Below are 22,556 nucleotides of genomic sequence, written 5' to 3'. Positions count from 1 at the left end.
TAGTGCGGTGCGGAGTGGAGAAGGAAAGGGGAGCGGTCGGTCAGGCGGCGGAGCCGGCCGTGGCGCGACCGCCGACGAGCGAGCCGGCCGCGGAGCCGACGGCCGAGCCGAGGACGGGCTCGAGGACGGCGAAGAACGCGGGCAGCTGCTGCTGGAAGTAGAAGTGGCCGCCGGGCAGGACGAACGAGGCGAAGGGGTGATCGGTGAGCTGCGCCCAGCGGTCCAGCGAGGCGGCCGGAGCGACCGGGTCGGCGTCCCCGCCGATCACCGTCAGCGGGCAGTCCACGCGCGCCTCGGACTCCTCGCAGCGGTAGACGTCGTCGATCGCGAAGTCGGCACGGATGGACGGGATGATGATCTCCCGCAGCTCCGGCTCGTCGAGGATGCCGTCGTCGGTGCCTCCGCGCTCCTTGATGGCGGCCACCAGCTCGTCGTCGTCCAGGAGCTCCGGGTGCACGGCGCACGGATTGGCGAGGAAGGGGGCGCGGCAGGCCGAGGCGACCATGGCCCGCGGGGTCCGGCCCGCCGCCTGCAGGGCCCGTACCACCTCGAAGGCGACGAGCGAACCCATGCTGTGCCCGAGGACCACCAGGTCGTCGGTGGTTCCCGGCGGCAGCGAGGCCACGACGGGACCGGCCAGGTCGGCGACGGTACGGGGCAGGTCCTCGGCGAAGCGGGCCCCCCGGCCCGGGTACTGGCCGATCAGCAGCCGGACGTCGGCGGGGAGGTACTGGCGCCATTCGGCGTAGGCGTGGGCGTTGCCGCCGGCGTGCGGCAGGACCAGCAGCGAGGTCCGCTGCGGGCCCTCGCCCGGCAGGTCCCACACCACGTCGTCGGGCGCGGGCGTGAAGTCCGGGTACGTGTCGTTGCTCATGAGGAACTCCGTTCCTGGTCGGGGGTGCGGCGGCGCAGCGCCGGACGGGCCCGGCGGGGCGCCGCCGGGGCGGACCGGCGCAGGCGTTCGACGCGCTGCGCGAGGGTGTCCGGCGTCGGGTTCTGGAAGACGTCCCGGAGGGTCAGGGTGACGCCGAACTCGGCGCCCATCCGGTGGGTGAGGCGGGCGGCCAGCAGGGAGTGACCGCCGTGGTCGAAGAAGTCGTCGTCGATGGAGAGCGCGGCCGTCGTGCCCAGGGCTTCGGCGAAGTGCCCCAGGACCGAAGCCTCCAGCTCGGTGCGCGGAGCGCGCCCGCCGACCGTGGCGGCCGCCTCCGGGACCGGCAGGGCCCGCTTGTCGATCTTCCCGTTCGGTGTCAGCGGCAGCCGGTCCAGCAGGACCACGAAGGCCGGGACCATGTGGTCCGGCAGCAGCGTGCGCAACCAGAGCCGGACGTCCTGGCCCGAGAGATCGGGCGTGGTCGTGACGAGATAGGCCGTCAGCTGGGGCGTGCCGTGGTGGTCGGGGTGGGTGGACAGGGTGGCCTGGGTGATCTGCGGGTGGTTGGTGAGGACGGTTTCGATCTCGGTGGGTTCGACGCGGAAGCCGCGGATCTTGATCTGGGTGTCGGTGCGTCCGGTGTAGTGGAGGTTGCCGTGGGTGTCCCAGTGGGCTTGGTCGCCGGTGCGGTAGAGGCGGGAGCCGGGCGGACCGTAGGGGTTGGGGACGAAGCTCGTCGCGGTGGTCGTGGGCTGGGCGAGGTAGCCGTGGGCGATGCCGTCGCCGGTGAGGTAGAGCTCGCCGGTGACGCCGGGCGGGGTGGGCCGCAGGCGGGTGTCCAGGACGTAGGCGTGCTTGTTGGTGAGCGGCCGGCCGATGGACACGGTGGGCGTCGGACGGTCCGTGAGGGGGATCGGGTGGGTGGTGGTGAAGCCCATGGATTCGGCGGGGCCGTAGCCGTTGGTGATGGTGAGCTCGGGGTATCGGGCGTGGAGCCGGTGGACGTGGGTGGGGGAGGCGGGCTCGCCGCCCGTGTAGACGATCCGGGCACTGGTGAAGGTGTCCGGGTGTTCGTCGGTGAGGTAGTTGAAGAGGCTGGAGGACAGCTGGAGCATGGTCACGGCGTGACGCTGCGACAGCGCGGCGATGAGTGCGGGTTCGGGGCGTTGTCCGGGTTGGAGGACGGTGGTGCCGCCGTGCAGGAGTGCACCCCAGAATTCGAGGCTGAAGGCGTCCCAGGAGACGGGGGAGCACTGGAGGAAGGTTTCGTCGGGGCCGAAGTGTGCGTAGGTCTGGGCGGTGAGGGTGGAGACGAGGTTGCGGTGGGAGGAGAGGATGCCCTTGGGGCGTCCCGTCGAGCCGGAGGTGAACATCACGCACGCCACGTCGGAGGGCGTCAGGGTGACACCCGGGGCGGTGGCCGGCCGCCGTCCGATGGCCCCGGCCTCGGTGTCCACCAGCACGGAAGTCCACGGACCGGTCACCCGGGCGGCGTGCCGGGAGTCGGTGACGAGGACGCCCACCGCCGCATCGCGAGCCGTTCCCGCGAGTCGTTCGTCGGGGAACTCGGGGTCGAGGAGGGCGTATCCGGCGCCGGTCTTGAGGACGGCGAGGAGGGCCGTGGCGAAGTCGGTACCGCGGTCGAGCAGGATGCCTGCCAAGTCACCTCGTGTCAGGCCGTGTTCGGCGAGGTGGTGGGCGAGGCGGTTGGCGCGGGCGTCGAGTTCGCCGTAGGTGAGTTCCTCGTCGCCGAAGACCAGGGCGCGGGCCGCGGGACGGGTGCGGGCCTGTTCCTCGAACCGGCCGACGAGGGTCTCCTCCCCGATCTCGGCACGTTGGCCGGTCCACTCCTCCAGCACCTGACGCCGCTCGGCACCGTCCAGCAACTCCAACTCTGAAAGGACCGCTTCGGGTGCGCTCACGACGTGTTCCAGAGTCCGGCGCAGCATCCGCGCGAACCGCTCCACGGTCTCCTGCTCGTACAGGTCGGAGCTGTACAGGACGGCGCCCGTCAGCGGACCGTCCGGCTCGGCCCGCAGCAGGAACTCCAGGTCGAACTTGACCGCCCCCGTCGCCAGCGGCTCCGCGGCACCGGCCCGCAAGCCCGGCAGATCCACGGTCGCCGCCGGCCCCGACTCCAGTGCCAGACAGACCTGGAACAGCGGGTGCCTGGCCGGCGTACGCGTCGGATTGACGGCTTCCAGCACCAGGTCGAAGGGGGCGTCCTGGTGGGCGAAGGCGTCCAGGTCGGCGGTGCGCACCCGGGACAGGAGCTCCCGGAAGGCGGGATCGCCCGAGGTGTCGGTGCGCAGCACCAGGGTGTTGACGAAGAACCCCACCAGGTCCGACAGGGCCTCGTCCGTACGCCCCGCGACCGGTGAACCGACGGGGATGTCCGTCCCCGCGCCCATCCGGGTCAGCAGCGCGGCCAGTGCGGCCTGCACCACCATGAACGGAGTGCACCGCTCGGCACGCGCCAGCTCGACGATCCGCTTGTGCAGCCGGCGCCCGAAGTCGATGCGCACCGCACCGCCGAGCTGCCCCGCCACCGCGGGCCGGGGCCGGTCGGTGACCAGCCCGAGCTCCTCCGGAAGCCCGGTCAACGCCGACTTCCAGTAAGCCAGTTGCTTCTCCAGTGCCTCGCCGTCCGCCTCCTCGGAGCGCTGCCGGAGCGCGTAGTCGGCGTAGTCCACGGGCAGCGGTGCCCAGCCGGGCGCGCGGTCCTCCAGCCGGGCCGCGTACGCGGCCGACAGGTCGTCGAAGAGCGGGCGCAGCGACTGGCCGTCGGTGGCGATGTGGTGCAGCAGCACGAGCAGGGTCGACTCGGCCCCGCCGGTCTGCAGGAGCGTCACGCGCAGCGGATGCTCGGCGGCCAGGTCGAAGGAGTACCGGGCGGCCGCCAGCAGTTCGGCATCCAGATCCTGCGGGGACACGGCACGGACCTCGAAGGCGGCCGGCCCGGCCGGATCGACCACCTGTCGGGGATCGCCGTCCACGGCGGTGAACCGGGTCCGCAGCGGCTCGTGCCGGCCGACGAGGTCACCGAAGGCTGCCCGCAGCGCCGCCACGTCGACGGCGCCATCCAGCCGGACCGCCATCGGCACGTTGTACGAGGTCCCCTGCTCCTGCAGCTGCGACACCAGCCAGAGGCGCTGCTGCGCGAAGGACAGCGGCAGCCGCTCCGGCCGTACGGCGGTCCGGGTCAGCGGCGGCGGCACGGGCCGGCCCGAGGCGGCCGAGACCTGGCGGGCCAGTCCTGCCGCGGTGGGGTGCTGGAAGACGTCGCGGAGGGTGAGGGTGACGCCGAGGACGGCCCCGATCCGGTTGACCAGCCGGGCGGCGAGCAGCGAGTGACCGCCGTGGTCGAAGAAGCCGTCGTCGACGGAGAGCGGCACGGGAGCGCCGAGCACCTCGCTCACGAGCGTCCGGACGATCTCCTCCAGCTCGGTGCGCGGCTGACGCCCGCCCGTGGTCAGCGGCAGCTCGACCGCCGGCAGCGCCCGCTTGTCGATCTTCCCGTTCGCGGTGAGCGGCAGCCGGTCCAGCACCGCGAACTGCGCCGGCACCATGTGCTCCGGCAGCCGCTCGCGCAGCCAGCCCTTCAGCTCGCCCGGGCTGGGCTCCGCGCCGGGCACGAGGGTGACGTAGGCCGTCAGATGAGTGGTGTGCACCAGGGTGGCCTGGGTGATCTGCGGGTGGCTGGTGAGGACGGTTTCGATCTCGGTGGGTTCGACGCGGAAGCCGCGGATCTTGATCTGGGTGTCGGTGCGTCCGGTGTAGTGGAGGTTGCCGTGGGTGTCCCAGTGGGCTTGGTCGCCGGTGCGGTAGAGGCGGGTTCCCGGGGGGCCGTAGGGGTTGGGGATGAAGCTCGTCGCGGTGGTGGTGGGCTGGGCGAGGTAGCCGTGGGCGAGACCGTCGCCACTGAGGTAGAGCTCGCCGATGGTGCCCGGCGGGGTGGGCCGCAGACGGGTGTCCAGGACATAGGCGTGCTTGTTGGTCAGCGGTCGGCCGATGGACACGGTGCCCGCCGGCTCGTCGGTGACGGGGATCGGGTGGGTGGTGGTGAAGCCCATGGATTCGGCGGGGCCGTAGCCGTTGGTGATGGTGAGCTCGGGGTATCGGGCGTGGAGCCGGTGGACGTGGGTGGGGGAGGCGGGCTCGCCGCCCGTGTAGACGATCCGGGTGGTGGCGAACGCCTCGGGGTGCTCGTCGGTCAGGAAGTTGAAGAGGCTTGAGGAGAGCTGGAGCATCGTGACGCCCCGGTGCGGGGCGAGCGCGGCGATGAGCGCGGGCTCGGGGCGTTGCCCGGGTTGGAGGACGGTGGTGCCGCCGTGCAGGAGTGCGCCCCAGAACTCGAGGCTGAAGGCGTCCCACGAAACGGGGGAGCACTGGAGGAAGACCTGGTCGGGGCCGAAGTGTGCGTAGGTCTGGGCGGTGAGGGTGGAGACGAGGTTGCGGTGGGAGGAGAGGATGCCCTTGGGGCGTCCCGTCGAGCCGGAGGTGAACATCACGCACGCCACGTCGTCGGAGGTCAGCGCGACGCCGAGAGGACCGGACGGCCGTCCGTCGACGACCGCGGACTCCGCGTCCACCCGTACGGTCGTCCAGGGCCCGTCGCCCACCCTGCCGTGGTGCGGACCGTCGCTCACCAGCACCCGCAGGCCGGCCTGGACGGCCGTTCCCGCGAGTCGTTCGTCGGGGAACTCGGGGTCGAGGAGGGCGTATCCGGCGCCGGTCTTGAGGACGGCGAGGAGGGCCGTGGCGAAGTCGGTACCGCGGTCGAGCAGGATGCCTGCCAAGTCGCCTCGTGTCAGGCCGTGTTCGGCGAGGTGGTGGGCGAGGCGGTTGGCGCGGGCGTCGAGTTCGCCGTAGGTGAGTTCCTCGTCGCCGAAGACCAGGGCGCGGGCCGTGGGACGGGTGCGGGCCTGCTCCTCGAACCGGCCGACGAGGGTCTCCTCCCCGATCTCGGCACGCCGGCCGGTCCACTCCTCCAGCACCTGACGCCGCTCGGCACCGTCCAGCAACTCAATTGCGGAGAGGGGTACTTCGAGCTCCGAATCCAGTGCGTCCGTCACGAACCGCAGGAACCTGTCCTGGTGCCCGGCCACCGCGGCGAGGTCGCAGACCTCCGGAGCCGCGTCGAAGTCGATCCGCAGTCCGCTCTCCGGCCCCAGGTCGTAGACGCCGACCGCCAGGTCCTCCACGGGACCGTTGCTCAGGTTGTGCTGCGTCGTCGGGAAGCCGCAGAACCGCATCCCCGGGGTGAAGGCCATGATGTTGACCAGCGGCGCCGTGATCCGTCGCTCCGACTCGCCGACACCCAGGTCCCGGCACATGTCCTCGTACCGGGTGCGCTGGTGGGCCAGGCCCTCCCGGGTCTCCACGACCACGGCCGCCAGCAGCTCGGTCAGCGTCCCGTCGGGAGCCACCGGTACCCGCAGCGGCACCACGTTGGACATCATCCCCGGTGTCCGCCGGGCCAGTTCCGTACGCCGCCCCGTCACCGGGAGCCCGAGCACCGGCTCGGCGCTCCCGCTCACCCGGTGCACGTACGCCGCGACCAGTGCGATCACCAGCATCGACCACGGGGCCCGCCGCGTCCGCGCCACCGCCCGCAGCCGCTCCGCCCGGTCCGGCGGCAGCACCACGGTGCGCCGGACGAAGGGCAGCGCGTCCGGAGCCGGACCGCCGCTGCGGCCTTCGCCGATCCGAGGGGTCTGCGGCACTCCCGTGAGGTGCTCCGCCCAGTGCGCCCGGTCGGCCGCCGCCTCGGGCGACGTCCGGTAGAGCGCGTCCTCGGCGTACAGGGCCTCCAGGGTTCCGAACGGGCTCGGCCCCCAGGGCTCGCCGGCCGCGGCCCGCTCGTACAGCTCCACCAGCCGCTGGTCCATCAGGGCGACGCCCAGGCCGTCGACGGCCAGGTGGTGGAAGGCGTGGAAGTAGAACCAGCGCCGTTCGCCCCCGGGCGCGGTGCCCGCGTCGATCAGGAGGTGCCGGGTCAGCCAGCCGTCCGCCAGATCGAAGGGCCGGGCAAGCTCCGCGTCCATCCGCTCCCGGGCCGCACCCACGGGGTCCGCCGCACCGCTCAGGTCCAGCAACTCCAGACGGCGGTCCCCCGGTTCGGCCCGCACCAGCTGCCACAGAGCGCCGTCCTCGTCCGCACCGGTGCCGTGGATGCGCAGCGCGTCCGCCTCGCGGGCCAGTTGGTACCAGGCCCGGGCGAGGAGCTGGGGATCGAGGTCGCCCAGGATCTCGCGGTACTCCCCGATGTTGTAGCGGCAGCGGGAGGCGTCCAGTCCGTGGGCCATCCAGATGTCGCGCTGCGCCGCCGACAACGGCAGGCGCGCAGCGACCGGACCGTGCGCGGTGCTGCTCGGTTCAGCGAGCTTGGGGGACATGCCGGTGCTCCTCAAATTGGTCTCCGTGGCGGGCGGTCGAGCGGGGTCCGGACGCTGGTCCGGGTTCTGCCGTGCGGTCCGGCCGTACGCCATCCAACCGGCGGGCCCCCGGGGCCTGCGGCAGTTGCTCCGGCACTCGGCCAGCAGTTCAGACGGCAGTGGCGGCAGCGGTACGGGGCTTCGCGGTCGCGGCGGCGGCCCGGCACGCGGCCCGGACCAGGCCCAGGACCCGGAAGCGGGAGGGGCCGCCCTCGTGCGCGGCCCGGACCACACCGCAGAGCAGCAGCTCGCGCAGCAGACGGCCGGTCTCCGCGAGGCCTCCGCCGGTGAGCGCGGTGATCCCCGGGAGCTCGAACTCCTCCTCGGCGAGGCCGCACAGAGCGTCCAGCAGGTCCCGCGCGGAGGGGGAGAGCCGGTCCAGCCGGTGGTGCAGCACACCGCGGAAGCCGTCCGTCCCCGACCGGCCGCCCAGGTGGTCGAGCAGGGCCACCGGGTCCTCGTCGAGGCTGTCGCACAGGGCGGGCAGATCACATACGACGAGCCAGGACGCGGCCGCGGCCAGAGCCCCCGGATGCCCGTCCAGGCGTCGGCAGACCCATGCCACCCGCTCATCGTCGGCCGCCGTCGGCTCGAACGTCGGTCGCACGCGGCGGACCCGGTCGAGGAACACCCTCACCGCAGGCGCCGAAGGGTCCGCCGTCCCGGCGGCTGGCACCTCCAGAGGTGCCAGCAGGAAGATCCGCTCACCGGGCACCTCCCACGGCTGGTCCGAGGTCACCAGCAGCCGCAGCCCCGGGCAGGCGCGCAGCAGGCCCATCAGCCGGTCGCAGCGGTCCGCACCCGTCGGGACGCCGTCGAGCACCAGCAACACGTGCTGCTCGCCCAGCAGTTCGGCAAGCGATTCGACCGCGCTCGGAGTCCCCTGAGCGCCGGAGGCCGCGGCTGCGGTGCCGGCGCCCGGACCGCTGCCCGGCCGCCGTACTGCGTTCACCGGCGCGAGCAGCTCGTCGACCGCCGCCGCGACCCGGAGCGCGGGCTCGCCGTCCGCGCAGCCCAGGTGATCGGCCGCCGCACCGGGGAAGGCGTGCCAGAGCACCGGCATCCCCGCCGCGTGCAGCCGCTCGGCCACCGCGAGCGCCAGCCGCGTCTTGCCCACCCCTGCCAGCCCCACCAGGTGGACCAGCCGCTCCGCGCCCGAGGAGAGCTCCCGCTCCAGCCCCGCGAGTTCCGCTTCCCTGCCCACCATGGGGTGCAGAGCCGTCGGCGGAGCGGGAGGCTGCTCCCAGCCCGCGCCGGTCGCGCGTCCCCGCTGGACGGCCGCATCGAGCGAGGCCCTGGCCCGCGGGCCGAGCCGGAGGGCGTCGGCCATCAGGCGCAGGGTTTCGGGGCGGGGCCGTCTCGCTTTGCCCTGCTCCAGATCGCGGATGGCGCGGACGCTGATGGTGGACAGGTCGGCGAGTTCCTGCTGGGTGAGCCCGATCCTCAGCCGGTGGGCCCGGATCAGGACACCCAGTCGGGTGGCCTCCTGTACGAGGGGGACTGCGGCGGCGACGGCCGTGCTGTGCATGTGCGCTCCCGGCGGTGGTGGTGGGGAACGACGGGGCCTGGGGTGAACCGGCCCGGTTCCTGCTTCCCATCGTCGGCAGCGCGCTATCGCCCCGGCATCGCCGGACGAACCGCCTCCGCTGCCGCGTCCTATCGCCGCCCCGGAGCGCTTTCACCGTGCGGAGGAACCCGTGATAGCGCGGGGATAGGACGAGGGACGGTGCGGGGATTCCGGCGGTTCCTAATGTCTGTCCCAGAACGAAGGAAGCGCCCCGGAAAACCGGAGCGCACCGACGAAAGGACCTCGAAATGAAGCTCGCCACCGCCTTCCGCGCCGCCCTCGTCACCGTCGCCATCGCCGGCGCCGCAGTGTTCGGAGCCCAGGTCGCCCAGGCCGACGGCCCGGTCGCCCCCGCCACCACCGCCGGCAACCCGGCCCCGCAGGCCACCCCGTCGCCGAGCACCACCACGAAGACCAACCCGTGGGACTGAACACCCCCGCCGCACCAGGACTCGGCGCGAGTCCCCGACCACGAATCACAGCCCCGCACCAAACCCCGGCGCGAGCCCCCGGCCATGACTCGGCGGCGGCATCGCACCCGCTCGGCGTCAGCCCCGCACCCGCCGCGACCGCCGGCCTCGGCCGTCAGGCCCTGGCAGCCGTCCCGCCAGCCGGTGCGTGAGGCCCCTCGCCCGCCCCTCGAACCGCTCCTACGGCAGCGCCCGCATGAGCGGCGCCACCGATGGACCGACCCCCGCCCCCGCCTGCGTCACGGCCGGCCGGGCCGGCAGCCCGGTGGAGCCGAGCAGCCGCATCGCCTCGGCGAGTTCGGAGTCCATCCGCCGATCGCGGAAGACCCGTACCGAACTCTCCAGCAGCTCCCGCGACCTCGAGCGCTCACCGGCGCCCCCGCTCCCCATCAGCAGCCTCGCCAGATCCAGCCGCACCAGCGCCGCCCCGCCCTGGTCCAGGATCTGTTCGCGGACCGACAGCGCCTGGGCGTAGAACCCCCGCGCGGCCTCACCCCGGCCGAGCTCGGCGTTCGCGTGCCCCAGGTCCCGCAAGAGGTGCCCCTCGCCGATCACGTCCCCGGTGTCCCGGCACAACTCCAGCACTTCGGTGAACGTGCGCACCGCCAGGCCGTGTTCGCCGCGGGCCTGCGACAGCTGGCCCGCCCTGCGCAACGTCCTCGCCTGCCCGCCCGTGTAGCCCACCGCACGGTAGATGCCGAGGGCCTCGTCCAGCCGGTCCTGCGCGGCCGCGAGCTGCCCGCGCACCATCCAGATCTGCGCGCTCTGCGTCAGGACGATGGCCCGGCCCACCACGTCACCGACTCGGTCGAAATCCCGCAGCGCCCGGTCGTACAGCGTGAGCGCGCGGTCCTCGTTGCCCCGCATCCGTTCCAGCAGGGCCAGATCGCGGTGGCACAGCGCCAGCCCGTGGGCATCGCCCAGCTCCTGGAACAGTCCGAGCGCTGAGGTCAGCGCGGTCCGGGACTCCTCCTGCTGGCTGCGGCCGAGGTAGAGCACGCCCAGAGAGCTGAGCAGGGCGGCCGTGCCGCGCTTGTTGTCCGCCGCCCGGACGGCCTCCAGCGCGAGCTGGTGCGTGCGTTCCCAGTCGTCGAAATAGCCCCGCCCCTCGAAGAGGGTCGTCAGCGTCGTCGCCAGGTCCCAGCACAGCTCGTGCATCTGCGCCGCCGCTGCGTGCTCGACGGCCTGGACCAGGTTCGCGTGTTCGCTCTCGAGCCACTCCAGCGGATCGACGAGCAGTTCCTCCACGCACGGTTCGGGCGGCGCCCAGCGGGGCGCGGTGCCGTGGAGCACCGTGAAGTCCCCGCCGTAGATGCGCCGGTGGGCCTGCTCGGCCAAGGACAGCCAGCCGCCCAGCATCCGTTCGAGTGCCTCCCTCTGCGAGGCCGGCTCGTCGTGCGCGGCCAACTGCTCCCGTGCGAACACCCGGATGATCTCGTGGAAGCGGTAGCGGAAGCCGCCGGTGGACTCGACCCCCACGACGTCCAGCATCTGTACGTCGACGAGCGGTTCGAGGAGGTCGGAGGGGAAGGGGCGGGCGTCGTCCAGCAGTGCTCCGGCCAGCCAGCCGGGGAGGGTGGGGCCCTTCGCGAGGCTCAGCAGGCGCAGCAGTCGGCGGTCCGCCGCTGCCAGTCCGTCGTGCGTGAGCGAGAGGCTCGCCCGCATCGTCATCTCGCCGTGGGTCAGCTCGTCGAGGCGGTGCCGTTCGTTGGCGAGTCGGTGCACCATCGAGGCCAGGGTCCAGTGCGGTCGGGCCGCGAGCCGGGCCGCGACGATCCGCAGGGCCAGCGGAAGTCCGCCCACCGTGCGGATCAGCGCCTCGGCGGCCACCCCTTCGCGCGTCACACGGTCCTCACCGATGACCCGTACGAGCAGCTCCAGCGCGTGTTCGTCGCTCATCACGTCGAGCTCCACGCGGTGCGAGCCCGGCAGGCCGGTGAGCCGGACCCGGCTGGTGACCAGAACGGCGCAGTTGCGGCTGCCGGGCAGCAACGGCCGGATCTGGCTCTCCGACGCGGCGTCGTCGAGCACCACCAGCACCCGCCGCGACGCCATCAGCGTGCGGTACATCTCGGCGCGTTCGTCCTGTGACTCGGGGATCACGGCGCCGGGGATGCCGAGTGCGCGCAGGAACCGGCCGAGTACCTCGCAGGAGGTCGCGGGAGTGCCGGTGCCGCGCAGGTCGCAGTACAACTGGCCGTCTGGAAAAGCCTCTTCGCTCAGCCGGTGTCCGATGTGTGTCGCCAGTGTGGACTTGCCGGTGCCGGGCTTGCCGACGATCACGGCGAGCCCCACCGCCCGTCCGCCCTCCCCGAGCAGCGTCCGCTCGATCCGGCAGATCTGCGCCTCGTCGCCGACGAAATCGGCTGTGTCCGCCGGAAGTTGGCGCGGTATCTCCTCGCGGTGTGCGGCGGCCCCGGGTGCGGAAGCGGGTGCGGGCGGCTGCGGGACGGGGGGCTCGCCGACCGTGTGGACCGGCGCCTGTGCCGGCGCCGTGGCGGGAGGGGTGATGGCCGCCGGAGCGGCTCCCGTACCCGCGCCGGAGCCGGGCCCCCCTGCGCCGTAGCCATCGGCCCCGGGCGCGGATGGCGGGGCGACCTCGCCGGCGAGAATGGCTGATTCCAGTGCCCGCAGCTCGGCACCGGGCTCCAGGCCGAGCTCCTCCACCAGGAGCTCGCGCCCGACCCGGTAGCTCTCCAGGGCCTCCGCCTGCCGCCCCGAGCGGTACAGCGCGAGCATCAGCTGCCCGCGCAGCCGCTCCCGCAGCGGGTGGACCCGTACGAGCAGCTGGATCTCACCGACGAGCCCGTGGTGGCGTCCCAGGTCCAGCTCCAGCCCGATCCGGGTCTCGGTCACCGTGAGGCGTTCCTCGTCCAACTGCAGGGCCTTGCTGCGGAGGGTCTCGCTGGACACCCCGCTGAGGCAGTGGCCCTGCCACAACTCACCGCTTCTGCGCAGCAGTTCGGCAGCGCTGCCCAGTGCTCCCTGCTTGGCCAGCGCGCGCGCCTCGGCGACCGCCCGGGCGAACAGCACGGCGTCGACCAGATCGCCCTCCGTCTTGAGGACGTACCCGGGCGGCCGGGTGGTGATCGCGGCCGGGATCGCCGCCGTGCTGAACAGCTTGCGCAGCCGCGACACGCAGATCTGCACCTGGGTGCGGGCCGTGTCCGGGGGCTCGTCGTCCCAGATCAGGTCGACGAGATAGTCGGTGCTCACCACCCTGTTGGTCTCGAGCAGCAGCGCCGCCAGGATGACCTCCTGGCGGCCGGGAGGTACGCGCACCGGGCCGTCGGGGCCGTGCACCTGTAAGGGCCCGAGGATCCGGAACACTGCCGAGTCGGGGGTTGGCGGAACCCCGCCGGGTGAAACGGTCATGAGACTCCCAGCTGGGGCATGCCTGATCCCGCTCGCAGCGCATGCACGATGCGGTCGAGCCGGGAGGGAACACGAGTGGAGCGGGGGTCAGTCTTTCCGAACACCTCAGCGGTTGTCCATGGTGTGGAGGTTTCGTGGCGATGAACGGGATCGTGCAGTTCAGGCCACTGCCGTCGGGCGCCGCCGTCGCGCACGACTCCCGGTGATAGGGCGGGGATAGCCCCGAGTTGCGCGCCTGGAGGACGGTGGACCCGCCACCCCCGGAAAGGGGGGCGGTCGTACGAAAGGACCCTCATGAGCAGCCGGCACCCGAGGCGGATCCCGCCCAGCCCCGTCATCACCGACTCCGGGGTCGACCACGTCCGCCTCGCGTACCACTACCTCGACAGCGGGGACACCGACGGCTACGGGTCCCTCCTGCATGCGGGCAGCCTCGGATCGGACCTGGAGGCCCCCCGGGGCGACGGCAGCCGGCACCACATCACCCGGATCGTCGCCGAGGGGGACTGCGTGGTGGCGATGGGCCGCATCGCCCCGGGGCAGCGCGACTTCGTGGACGTCTTCACCCTCTCCGACGAGGGGATGCTCAGCGCCTGCCGGCGCTACTACGCGACCCGCCCGCGCTGACCGGCCCTGTGTCAGCGACCGGTGGTGCCGAGGAGTTCGGCGAGTCCCTGCCGGGTGGCGGCGATGACCACTCGGTCGTCGGGTCCGAGGACGTGGCCGGGGTGGAGGTCGAAGAGGAGGCCGCTGACGTGGGCCTGGCCGTCGAGGCGGGTGCCCCGCAGGTCCGGGCGCCGGTCGGACGGGTCGGTCGTGTCCAGGGCGAGGACGCGCCAGTGGCCGGGCCTGGTCGTGTCCGCGACGGTCCGGCCGTCGAGGTGGGGTACGCCCGCCACGTCGAGGGCGGCGAAGAGGAGTACCCGGCGTTCGACGGGCAGGGCTCCGAGGATCTGGCGGCCCATCATGGCGGCGGCGAACGCGGGCGCGGCCAGGGAGGTGACGCTGCGGCTGCGGGTCACCGCGTACGGGTGGGCGCTGCGCAGGGTGCGGTGGACGGCGGTGGCGAACTCGTCGTCGTACAGCCGCAGTGCCACACGCAGGTCCGGGGTGGTGGTGCGGGCGCAGAGGATCGCTTCGAGGTTGGTGGTGTCGGAGCTGGTCAGGGCGAGGAGCGCGTGGGCGCGGTGGATGCGGGCGGCTTCGAGGATCCCGTCCTGGGTGACGTCGCCGAGGACGACGGGCACCCGAAGGCTCCGCGCCAAGGGGATGCCGCGGGCCTCGGGGTCTTCCTCCACGCAGACGACGGGGATGTCGAGTTCGCGCAGGCGGGCTAGGACGCGGGTGCCGATCTTGCCGAGGCCGAGCAGGACGATGTGCTCGGCGGTGCCGCGCGGGGGCCGGCGCAGGGCGGAGGCCGAGCGGAAGGAACCGGACGCCTCCAGTACGGCGGCGACCAGGACGGGGAGGAGGAGCAGGCCGACGAGGCCGGTGAACAGCTGGAGGAGCTGGCGTTCGACGGTGTCCTCGACGGCGGGGTCGTTGATGGAGAAGAGGTCGAGGAGGGTGATGTAGGCGGAGTGGGCGAGGGGGTCTCCGGTGGTGATCCAGGAGATGAGGGCGATGGCGACGACGGCTGCGGTGGAGCCGGCCAGTGACCAGCGCACCCGGCGCGAGAACAGCTCCATCAGCGGGAGGCGGGCGGTACCGAGCCTGCCGGGCGGCGGGGAGGGAGTGGCGTGCGATACGGCTTCGAGGACGACGTCGCCGCGCTGCGCCGACTCCGCGATCTCCATCGAGGCGGGCAGGAGCCGGGGGCCGGCCGGCCCGCTGGCGTCCGTTCCCTCGGTGCCGGCGGGATCCTCGGTGGTGGAGGAGAGCAGGGCCAGGGTGCACAGGGCCGGTTTCACGGCTTCGCGCCGCTGCTGCGGGGTGCGTTCGATCGCGCGGAACAGCAGTCCGTCGGCCTGGACGACCTTGCTGGTCCCGGCGACGACGGCAGCCGCGAGTGCGGGGGCGGCGGTGTCGGCGTCCGAGAGGACCGTGATCGCCGATTCGCCCGCTGGACCGCCGGCCACCACAGCCGCCTGGTCGAGGAGTTCGGCGAGGTAGCGGCCGAGCTTGCGGTTGTAGAGGCGGATGACCAGCCGGACCCGCGGGTTGATGCGGTGGGCCGTCAGCGCGGCACGGATGTTGGCTTCGTCGTCCTCGTGGACGAGGGCGAGCGCGGCGGCCTGTGCGATGCCCGCCTCGCGCAGCGCCGACGCGTCCGGGGCATCGGATTCCACGACGCGTGTGCTGGCCGGGGGTTCGGGGCCGATCCTGTCGGCGTCGGGCAGCAGGAGCGTGACGGGCTGACGGTAGATGTCGTGGAGCTCGCCCGCCAGCCGTACGGCGAGCGCATCGTCACCGCAGACGATCATCGGCGCGGGTACCGAGTCCTGACGGGTCACTCTGCCCTCCTGGTGGTTCTGTGCCGCAGGCGCTGTCTCAGCGCGTTGCCCGCTTCGCCGACCGCCATCAGGAGCACCGCGGACGCCCCGCACCCGGCAACGCTCACGGGCCGGCCCAGGGCGGCGCCCGACAGCACCAGCACGAGCGTCAGGATCGTCCACCACGCCAGAAGAGCTGCCACCGGGCGCCGCCAGTTCCGTATCCCGCTCACGGGGCACCGCCCCCCGGGGTGCCCGTCGGGGTGGGGGACGGCCAGGTGCCTTCGTACGGCGGCGGGTTCCACGGTTCTGGGGCGGGCGGTGGTGCGAACGGCCCGGCGCGGTTGGCCATGAGGATCATCATCGTTCCGGCGAAGAGGAGGCTGACGATGATGAGGGCGAGGCCGACGGGGTTGCGCGGGTTGTAGGTGTAGCGGCTGGTGCCCCACTTGCTCCTCTTGAAGACCGGCTCGTCTTCGTGATGCACAGGCTGTCCTCCGGTTCGAACGTGCGTGGACGGCGCCGTCACAGGCGCGCAGCGCGGGCTTCGGCGGCCGGACGGCTTGCCGAGTACGGCCCGTCCCCGGTGTGTGTCGGGGACGGCTACGGTTCGATGAGGCCGACGCGGATCGCGTACCGGGTGAGTTCGAGGCGGTCGCGCAGGCCGAGTTTCTGGAGCAGGTTGGCGCGGTGGCGCTCCACGGTCTTGGGGCTGATGACGAGGAGGTCGCCGATCTCCTTGGAGCTGTGGCCTTCGGCGACGAGCTTGAGGATCTCCTCCTCGCGCTCGGTGATGGCCCGCTCCGGGATCGGGCCGCCGTTGCGGGCGCGGTCGAGGTAGGTGCGGATGAGAGTGGTTTCGGCGCCGGGGTAGATGAAGGGTTCGTCGCGCAGCGCGGAGCGGCAGGCTTCGACGAGGTCGCGGTCGGCGACGGACTTGAGGACGTACCCGGAGGCTCCGGCGCGCAGGGCTTCGAAGAAGTACTGCTCGTTGTCGTACATGGTGAGCATGAGGATGCGCAGGCCGGGGCGGAGGCGGGCGAGCTCGCGGGCGGCCTGCAGGCCGGTCTGGCGGGGCATGGCGATGTCGAGGACGGCGAGGTCGATGTCGAGGCTGCGGGCCTGGGCGACGGCTTCCGCGCCGTCCGCGGCCTCGGCGACCACGGTCAGGTCGGGTTCGGCGTCGAGGATCAGTCGTACGCCCCGCCGGACGAGGGAGTGGTCGTCGGCGAGCAGGATGCGCGCGGGCCCGGTTTCCGGCCGACTCATGCTGTTGCCCCCGTGGTGTCGTGGATTTCGAGTCGGACCTGGGTCCCGCCGTGCGGGCCGGCGCCCACGAGGAGCTCGGCACCGATGAGCAGGGCACGCTCGTGCATCCCCTGGATGCCCGCGCCCTCGGGTGCCTCCCCGAGGCCGCGCCCGTTGTCGCGGACCAGCAGTCCCACACCGCCGTCGGGCAGGGGCCGCAGGTGGACCTCGACGCGGGTGGCCCCCGAGTGGCGGGCCGCGTTGGTCAGGCCTTCCTGGGCCACGCGGTAGACGACGAGCTCGACGGCCGGGTCCAGATGGGGCAGGCCGGGCGTGATGTGGGCGGTGGCGCCCAGGCGCGGAGTGGTGAACTCGGCGGCCAGGGAACGCAGCGCGCTGTGCAGGCCCAGTTCCTCCAGGACCCCGGGGCGCAGGCGGCGGGCGATGCGGCGGATCTCGTCCACGCCGGCGCGGGTGGTCTCCTGGGCCTGGTGCAGATCGCTGCGCAGGGGTTCGGGCGCGCGGTCGGCGGCGTGCTTGATCTGGAGGAGGACGGCGGTCAGGGTCTGGCCGACCTCGTCGTGGAGTTCCTGGGCGATGCGTTTGCGTTCGGCCTCCAGCGCGGTGAGCACCCGACCGCTGCTGGTGGCCCGCTCGGCCTCGAGGCGGTCGAGCATCGCATTGAAGGTGAGCGTCAGCGCGGCGATCTCTCCGGTTCCGGTGACGGCCGGGCGGGTGCCGGGGTGGAGGAGGTCGGCGGTGGCCATGGCCCGGTTCAGCCGGGCGAGCGGGGCCAGGGCGATCCTGAAGAGGGCCGCGTTGATGATCAGCATCGCGGCCAGCCCGCCGAGCAGGACGAGGGCCTCGCCGAACAGCACCGGCGTGGAGACCGTGACCGGGCCGAGCAGCAGGGCCACCGCGACAGCCAGAACGCCTGCGTTCAGGAGGAAGATCCGCCAGTACAACGACACGGCCACATATCCTTCCAGCCGGTCCCCCAGCATCCGCCACGGCTCGCCGCCCACCCGTCTCCAACTGCTCTGAACTGCGGCGGAGCCCACTTCCCCGCCCCCATCCTCACGCCGGGGGGAGGGTGGTGTCCATCCGTGCCGGCACCCATATTTCCGGTACGCGGAAAGTGGCACGATGGGCCCGCCGAACGGCCTCTCCTGCCCGAGATCGAGCCCCGGCCGTCACGGCACCACGTACGAAAAGCGAATACAGAACACAGAAGACAGAACACAGCGAACACGAGGGGGGACAGCTGTGCCTGCTCCACGGATGAGCACCACACCACTGCCCGGCATCGGGGTCCAGTACGACCTCACCACCCGCGAGCGCCGCCACCTGTCCGTGGTCGCGCACCGCGACGGCACGCGGACCGTGAACCTGTACCGGGCCGACGACCCGGACGCCTGCGCGCAGTCCCTGCACCTGACGGGCGCGGAGACGGCCTCACTGATCGACGCCCTGATGCCCGCCCACCACAGCCCCAACGTCCTGCACACCACCGACCTCGGCCTGGTCGCCGAGCGGATCGAGCTGTCCGCACACTCGCACTGGAACGGGCGGGTGCTGGGCGAGACCCGGATGCGGACCGAGACGGGCGTCTCGATCGTGGCCGTACTGCGCCGCGCGGAGGCCCGCCCCTCGCCCGCGCCCGATTTCCGCCTGGCGGGCGGGGACACGCTCATCGTCATCGGCACCCGCGAGGGCGTCGATGCCGCCGCCTCCATACTCGGACGGGAGTGAGGCCGGTGCATTCCGCTGTCTTCCTCATCGAGTTCGGCGCGATCATCCTGGGGCTGGGCCTGCTCGGCCGCGTCGCGGGGCGCCTGAAGTTCTCCCCCATCCCCCTCTACCTGCTGGCCGGACTGGCCTTCGGCACCGGCGGGCTGCTGCCCATGGGCGCGAGCGAGGAGTTCGTCGCGATCGGCGCCGAGATCGGCGTGATCCTCCTCCTGCTCATGCTCGGCCTGGAGTACACCGCCTCGGACCTGGTGTCCAACCTCAAGACCCAGTACCCGGCCGGACTGGTCGACTTCGGCCTCAACGCCGTACCGGGCGCGGTCGCCGCGCTGCTGATGGGCTGGGGTCCGGTGGCAGCCGTGGTCCTGGCCGGGGTCACCTGGATCTCGTCCTCCGGAGTCATCGCCAAGGTCATGGGCGACCTGGGGCGGGTCGGCAACCGCGAGACCCCGGTCATCCTGTCCATCCTGGTCCTCGAGGACCTCGCGATGGCGGTCTACCTGCCGATCATCACCGCCCTCCTCGCCGGGGTCAGCCTCGCCGCGGGCAGCGCGACCCTGGCCATCGCCCTCGGTGTCGCCGGAGCGGTCCTGTTCATCGCCGTGCGCTTCGGGCGCCACATCTCCCGCTTCGTCTCCAGCGACGACCCCGAGAAGCTCCTCCTCGTCGTCCTCGGCCTGACCCTGCTGGTCGCGGGCATCGCGCAGCAGCTCCAAGTCTCCGCCGCGGTCGGCGCGTTCCTGGTCGGTATCGCCCTGTCCGGCGAGGTCGCCGAGGGTACGCACACGCTGCTGAGCCCCCTGCGTGACCTGTTCGCCGCGGTGTTCTTCGTGTTCTTCGGGCTCCACACCGACCCGGCCAGCATCCCGCCGGTGCTGCTGCCCGCGCTGGCGCTCGCCGTGGTCACGGCGGGCACGAAGATCACCACCGGGTACTGGGCCGCGAAGCGCGCCGGCGTCGGGGTCAAGGGGCGCTGGCGGGCCGGCGGCACGCTGGTGGCCCGGGGCGAGTTCTCCATCGTCATCGCCGGCCTCGCCGTCACCGCCGGTATCGAACCCGCCATGGGCCCGCTCGCCACCGCGTACGTGCTCATCCTCGTGGTGATCGGCCCGCTGACCGCCCGCTACACCGAACCCGTGGCCGCCTGGATCAGCGCCCGCCGCACCCCGCCGGAGCCGGTCACCCTGCACGCGGTGCCCCAGCAGCCGGGATCCTCGGAGGAACTCAAGGAACAGGCCCAGGACCCGGCCGGCCGCGCGTGAGCGGGAGGCCGCCCTCCGGGCGACGCGGCGCGTGAGACGGCAGGCGTAGGCGGTCTCTTTCGGATCTTGCCGGGCCCGCGGCGCCCGGCACCGCGCCTGGCCGCACTGCCGAGGCGACCACGTACGCCCAGTACGCGAGCGCCCCGACAGCACGCCCAGGCACGGCACCAGACACCGCGAGCTCGGCCGACAAGATCCGAAAGAGACGGCCTAGGGCCGGTGCGGACCACGCCGGCGGGCGGTCTCGAAGAGGTGCGCCGCGAGCGCGGCCACGGCGAGGCCGACCGCCAGCAGGGTCCCCAACCGGGCCGCGGCCCCCGTGACCATCATGGCCAGGGCGCAGGCCATGGCCAGCCAGGCCCGCCCGTTGCGGTACTCGCGGGGCCGCCGCGGACGCCCTGCGCCGAGGGCGCGGGCGAAGCGGGGATCGTCGTGCCACAGCACGGCTTCGAGCTCGGCGATCCTCTCGTCATCCGAGTCCGTCATGCTCGTTCATTCCTTTCCACTGGTCACGCGAGTGCGAAGTAGCGCAGCCATACGTACAGACCGGCCAGCACGGTGGTGACCGCGGTGACGACCAGTCCGTACCGGCTGAACTGCCAGAAGGAGATGTGGTGCCCGGCGCGGTCGGCGATGCCGACGGTGACGACGTTGGCGGAGGAGGCGATGACCGTGGCGTTGCCGGCCAGGTCCGCACCGAGGGCGAACGACCACCACAGCACCTGGGCCTGCTCGGTTCCTCCGGAGGCTTCGACGATCTCGGAGACGATCGGGCTGGTCGAGGCGACGAAGGGGATGTTGTCGATGACCGCGGACGGGGGGATCGAGCCGAACAGCAGGGCCATGGACGCGCCGAGCAGGTTGCCGTCCAGGGCGCTGGCCGCGGCTTGGCCGAGGTCGGTGAGGATTCCCGTCTGGACCAGGGCGCCGACCATCACGAACAGGCCGGCGAAGAACGCCAGGGTCTCCCATTCGACGTCGGCCGCGACCTTGCGCGCGCCGAGCCGGGAGACGGCGAGGAGGATCAGGCCGCCGGAGATCGCCACGACCGAGGGTTCCAGGTGCAAGGTGGTGTGCAGGACGAAGCAGGCCATGACCAGCGTGACGACGATGCCGCTGACGGCCAGGAGCCGGCCGTCGGTGATGGCGTCCCGCTCGCGCAGGGCCATGACGTGCGCGGCCCGCTTCGGGTCGTAGGAGAACGCGCCGCGGAACATCCACCGGGCCATCAGCGCGAACACCACGATCAGCACCGTGGTGACGGGTGCCATGTGGAACAGGAAGTCGTTGAAGGACAGTCCGGCGCGAGAGCCGATCATGATGTTCGGCGGATCGCCGATCAGGGTGGCGGCGCCGCCGATGTTGCAGGCCATCACCTCGGCGATCAGATACGGCACCACCGGCACGCCGAGCTTCGTGCAGACCGCGATGGTCACCGGGGCGATCAGCATGACGGTGGTGACGTTGTCCAGCCACGCCGACAGGAACGCGGTCGCGAAGATCAGCAGAACCATCAGCCGGTACGGACGACCGCGCGAGCGTTTGGCGGCCCAGATCGCGACGAACTCGAACAGTCCGGTGCGCTTGAGGACGGAGACGATCAGCATCATGCCCAGCAGCAGGAGGATGACGTTCCAGTCGATGCCGGCCACATCGGAGAAGAACGCGTGCTCCGGGCTCGTCGCCCCGATCAGCAGCATCACGACAGCGCCGCCCAGGGCCGCGGCGACCCGGTGGACCTTCTCGGTGGCGATCAGCACGTAGACGGCCGCGAACACCGCCACGGCCAGCCACGCGGTGACGTTCACGGTGAGCCCGCCCACCCGATGCGGGGCTCACGTGGGGAGGGGATCGGGGTCGTCATCGGCTCGGCTCCGTTCACGGGTGCTGCCGCGAGCACCCGCGCCCCACGAGGGCCACCCCGAACAGAAGGCGCTCCGGATCCCCACCATCACCTGGCGCCACAGCCCGGCGCATCGGGGTCAGCACCCATCTTCGGCAGAGGCGGGGCAGCCGGTTCGGAACATGCCCCGGCTACGACGGCGGGGCCTGTGCGCCCGCGCCCCGCGTCATCCAGGCGGGGCGGGAGGTGCATTGACGACCCCGAACGGTACGTGGACGCTCGGGGTGGTCGGTGCCGTGCCGTTGAGGTGGGCGACCTGGTCGTCGAAGAAGATGTGCGGATCGAGCGCGCGCATGACGGAGGCCTTGTCGACGCCACCGAGGAAGAACGCGTCGTTGACGCGCAGCCCCCACTGATCGAGGCTCCTCATCGCGCGTTCGTGTGTGGGGGCGTCCCGGGCGGTGACCAGGGCCACTCTGAGGCGGGGCCGGTAGGCGGGATCCGTGAGGTGCGCTTCTTCCTCGAGGCGCTGGATGCGGTTGATGCCGGCGAGGAAGTCCCGCAAGGGGCCGGGGTCGTGGGCCGTGGCCGCGTTGCGGACCTCGTGCGCGCGGAACCCGTCGATGCCCACGCTCTGGAAGATCCGCTCGGAGGCGTCGCCCGCCAGGACGCCATCGAAGTCGAAGGCGATGCGGAGTTCCTGGTCGGCGTCGTCGTCGACTCGTTCCGTCCTGAGCACGTGCCCGGCCGGCAGTCCGTCGGCCACCGCTGCGCGGACGTCGGAACCGTTGGCGGACAGGAACAAGGACATGTTCAGCGCGGGCATGAACCGGTGTGCCGACCGGCCCTGTTGGAAGACGGCCCGGCTGATGTGCAGGCCGTGCGCGGCAATGGAGCGCATGACGCGGAGCCCGGTGTCCGGGTCGTTGCGTGACAGGATGATGACCTCGACCAGCGGATCGACCGGATCCGCGAGGCCGTTCAGCGACAGCAGGCGCTGGATGAAGGGGAAGGCCACCCCTTTGTCCAGGACGTCGTCCACGTGGGCCCTTTGGTGGGCCCGGTAGGCGTCTTCACCCTGCTCCCGGAACACCGCGTCGCCGTCGGTGAGGTCGAACAGCGCGCTGGAGGCGATACCTACGACGAGACGGTCGGACAGGTCGTACTCCATCTCGCCCCCAGCTGGTGCGTGCGCCGTCGTCCAAGGGGTTATCACCCCTTCACATATGCCGAAACCGGGGGCGGCCGCGCGAGTGAGGCTCGGCTTCGAGACCGTCTGCCACCGCCTGGGCACGCTGC

At 72.3% G+C, this 22,556-nt stretch carries 16 protein-coding genes; 4 read left to right on the top strand and 12 right to left on the bottom strand.

Annotated features, from left to right (window positions below; genetic code table 11):
* Positions 1 to 40 precede the first annotated feature (40 nt).
* The 3 genes from ACZ60J_RS09430 to ACZ60J_RS09420 form a co-directional block, all read right to left on the bottom strand.
* The gene (locus ACZ60J_RS09430) at positions 41 to 874 is read right to left on the bottom strand and encodes a thioesterase II family protein (protein ID WP_469680122.1); all 834 of its coding nucleotides are present in this window, start codon (positions 872 to 874) and stop codon (positions 41 to 43) included.
* The gene (locus ACZ60J_RS09425; RefSeq protein ID WP_469680121.1) at positions 871 to 7,272 is read right to left on the bottom strand and encodes an amino acid adenylation domain-containing protein; all 6,402 of its coding nucleotides are present in this window, start codon (positions 7,270 to 7,272) and stop codon (positions 871 to 873) included. The genes ACZ60J_RS09430 and ACZ60J_RS09425 overlap by 4 nt, the downstream gene beginning before the upstream one ends.
* A 148-nt stretch (positions 7,273 to 7,420) precedes the next feature.
* Positions 7,421 to 8,839: a helix-turn-helix domain-containing protein gene (locus tag ACZ60J_RS09420; RefSeq protein ID WP_469680119.1), complete on the bottom strand. Its 1,419-nt coding sequence runs from the start codon at positions 8,837 to 8,839 to the stop codon at positions 7,421 to 7,423.
* A gap of 287 nt (positions 8,840 to 9,126) precedes the next feature.
* Between ACZ60J_RS09420 and ACZ60J_RS09415 the strand changes: the two genes are divergently transcribed.
* Complete coding sequence (locus ACZ60J_RS09415; RefSeq protein ID WP_469680118.1) at positions 9,127 to 9,309, top strand: hypothetical protein; 183 nt, start codon at positions 9,127 to 9,129, stop codon at positions 9,307 to 9,309.
* A gap of 219 nt (positions 9,310 to 9,528) precedes the next feature.
* On the opposite strand, the gene ACZ60J_RS09410 is transcribed toward ACZ60J_RS09415, so the two are convergent.
* Positions 9,529 to 12,723 (bottom strand): AfsR/SARP family transcriptional regulator, encoded by a 3,195-nt coding sequence (locus ACZ60J_RS09410; protein WP_469680116.1) that lies wholly within the window; start codon positions 12,721 to 12,723, stop codon positions 9,529 to 9,531.
* A gap of 294 nt (positions 12,724 to 13,017) precedes the next feature.
* On the opposite strand from ACZ60J_RS09410, the gene ACZ60J_RS09405 reads away from it, so the two are divergent.
* Entirely contained in the window at positions 13,018 to 13,350 is a 333-nt protein-coding gene (locus tag ACZ60J_RS09405) for a nuclear transport factor 2-like protein (RefSeq protein WP_469680115.1), read from the top strand.
* An 11-nt stretch (positions 13,351 to 13,361) separates the two neighbouring features.
* Here the strand turns inward: ACZ60J_RS09405 and ACZ60J_RS09400 are convergent, their stop codons facing one another.
* The 5 genes from ACZ60J_RS09400 to ACZ60J_RS09380 form a co-directional block, all read right to left on the bottom strand.
* Positions 13,362 to 15,146 (bottom strand): NAD-binding protein, encoded by a 1,785-nt coding sequence (locus ACZ60J_RS09400; protein ID WP_469680274.1) that lies wholly within the window; start codon positions 15,144 to 15,146, stop codon positions 13,362 to 13,364.
* A 26-nt stretch (positions 15,147 to 15,172) separates the two neighbouring features.
* Entirely contained in the window at positions 15,173 to 15,358 is a 186-nt protein-coding gene (locus ACZ60J_RS09395; RefSeq protein WP_469680113.1) for a hypothetical protein, read from the bottom strand.
* A 26-nt stretch (positions 15,359 to 15,384) separates the two neighbouring features.
* Positions 15,385 to 15,642 (bottom strand): hypothetical protein, encoded by a 258-nt coding sequence (locus tag ACZ60J_RS09390; protein ID WP_469680111.1) that lies wholly within the window; start codon positions 15,640 to 15,642, stop codon positions 15,385 to 15,387.
* A 116-nt stretch (positions 15,643 to 15,758) separates the two neighbouring features.
* On the bottom strand, positions 15,759 to 16,424 hold the full coding sequence (locus ACZ60J_RS09385) for a response regulator (RefSeq protein ID WP_469680109.1): 666 nt from the start codon (positions 16,422 to 16,424) through the stop codon (positions 15,759 to 15,761).
* Positions 16,421 to 17,374, bottom strand: a complete 954-nt coding sequence (locus tag ACZ60J_RS09380) for a sensor histidine kinase (protein WP_469680107.1) — start codon at positions 17,372 to 17,374, stop codon at positions 16,421 to 16,423. Before ACZ60J_RS09380 ends, ACZ60J_RS09385 begins: the two co-directional genes overlap by 4 nt.
* Positions 17,375 to 17,684: 310 nt before the next feature.
* Between ACZ60J_RS09380 and ACZ60J_RS09375 the strand changes: the two genes are divergently transcribed.
* Positions 17,685 to 18,155: a cation:proton antiporter regulatory subunit gene (locus ACZ60J_RS09375; RefSeq protein ID WP_469680105.1), complete on the top strand. Its 471-nt coding sequence runs from the start codon at positions 17,685 to 17,687 to the stop codon at positions 18,153 to 18,155.
* Positions 18,156 to 18,160: 5 nt separating this feature from the next.
* Positions 18,161 to 19,414, top strand: coding sequence for a cation:proton antiporter (locus ACZ60J_RS09370; protein ID WP_469680103.1), 1,254 nt, complete (start codon positions 18,161 to 18,163; stop codon positions 19,412 to 19,414).
* A gap of 210 nt (positions 19,415 to 19,624) precedes the next feature.
* Here the strand turns inward: ACZ60J_RS09370 and ACZ60J_RS09365 are convergent, their stop codons facing one another.
* The 3 genes from ACZ60J_RS09365 to ACZ60J_RS09355 form a co-directional block, all read right to left on the bottom strand.
* Entirely contained in the window at positions 19,625 to 19,900 is a 276-nt protein-coding gene (locus tag ACZ60J_RS09365; RefSeq protein ID WP_469680101.1) for a DUF3040 domain-containing protein, read from the bottom strand.
* 23 nt (positions 19,901 to 19,923) lie between these two features.
* Positions 19,924 to 21,222, bottom strand: a complete 1,299-nt coding sequence (locus tag ACZ60J_RS09360) for an ArsB/NhaD family transporter (protein WP_469680099.1) — start codon at positions 21,220 to 21,222, stop codon at positions 19,924 to 19,926.
* 261 nt (positions 21,223 to 21,483) lie between these two features.
* The gene (locus ACZ60J_RS09355; protein WP_469680097.1) at positions 21,484 to 22,428 is read right to left on the bottom strand and encodes a 5'-nucleotidase; all 945 of its coding nucleotides are present in this window, start codon (positions 22,426 to 22,428) and stop codon (positions 21,484 to 21,486) included.
* Positions 22,429 to 22,556 lie beyond the last annotated feature (128 nt).

The sequence above is a fragment of the Streptomyces sp. NPDC104226 genome, assembly GCF_055584085.1.
Note: the sequence above shows the minus strand (reverse complement) of the source record. Positions and strands in the feature narration are given on the sequence as shown.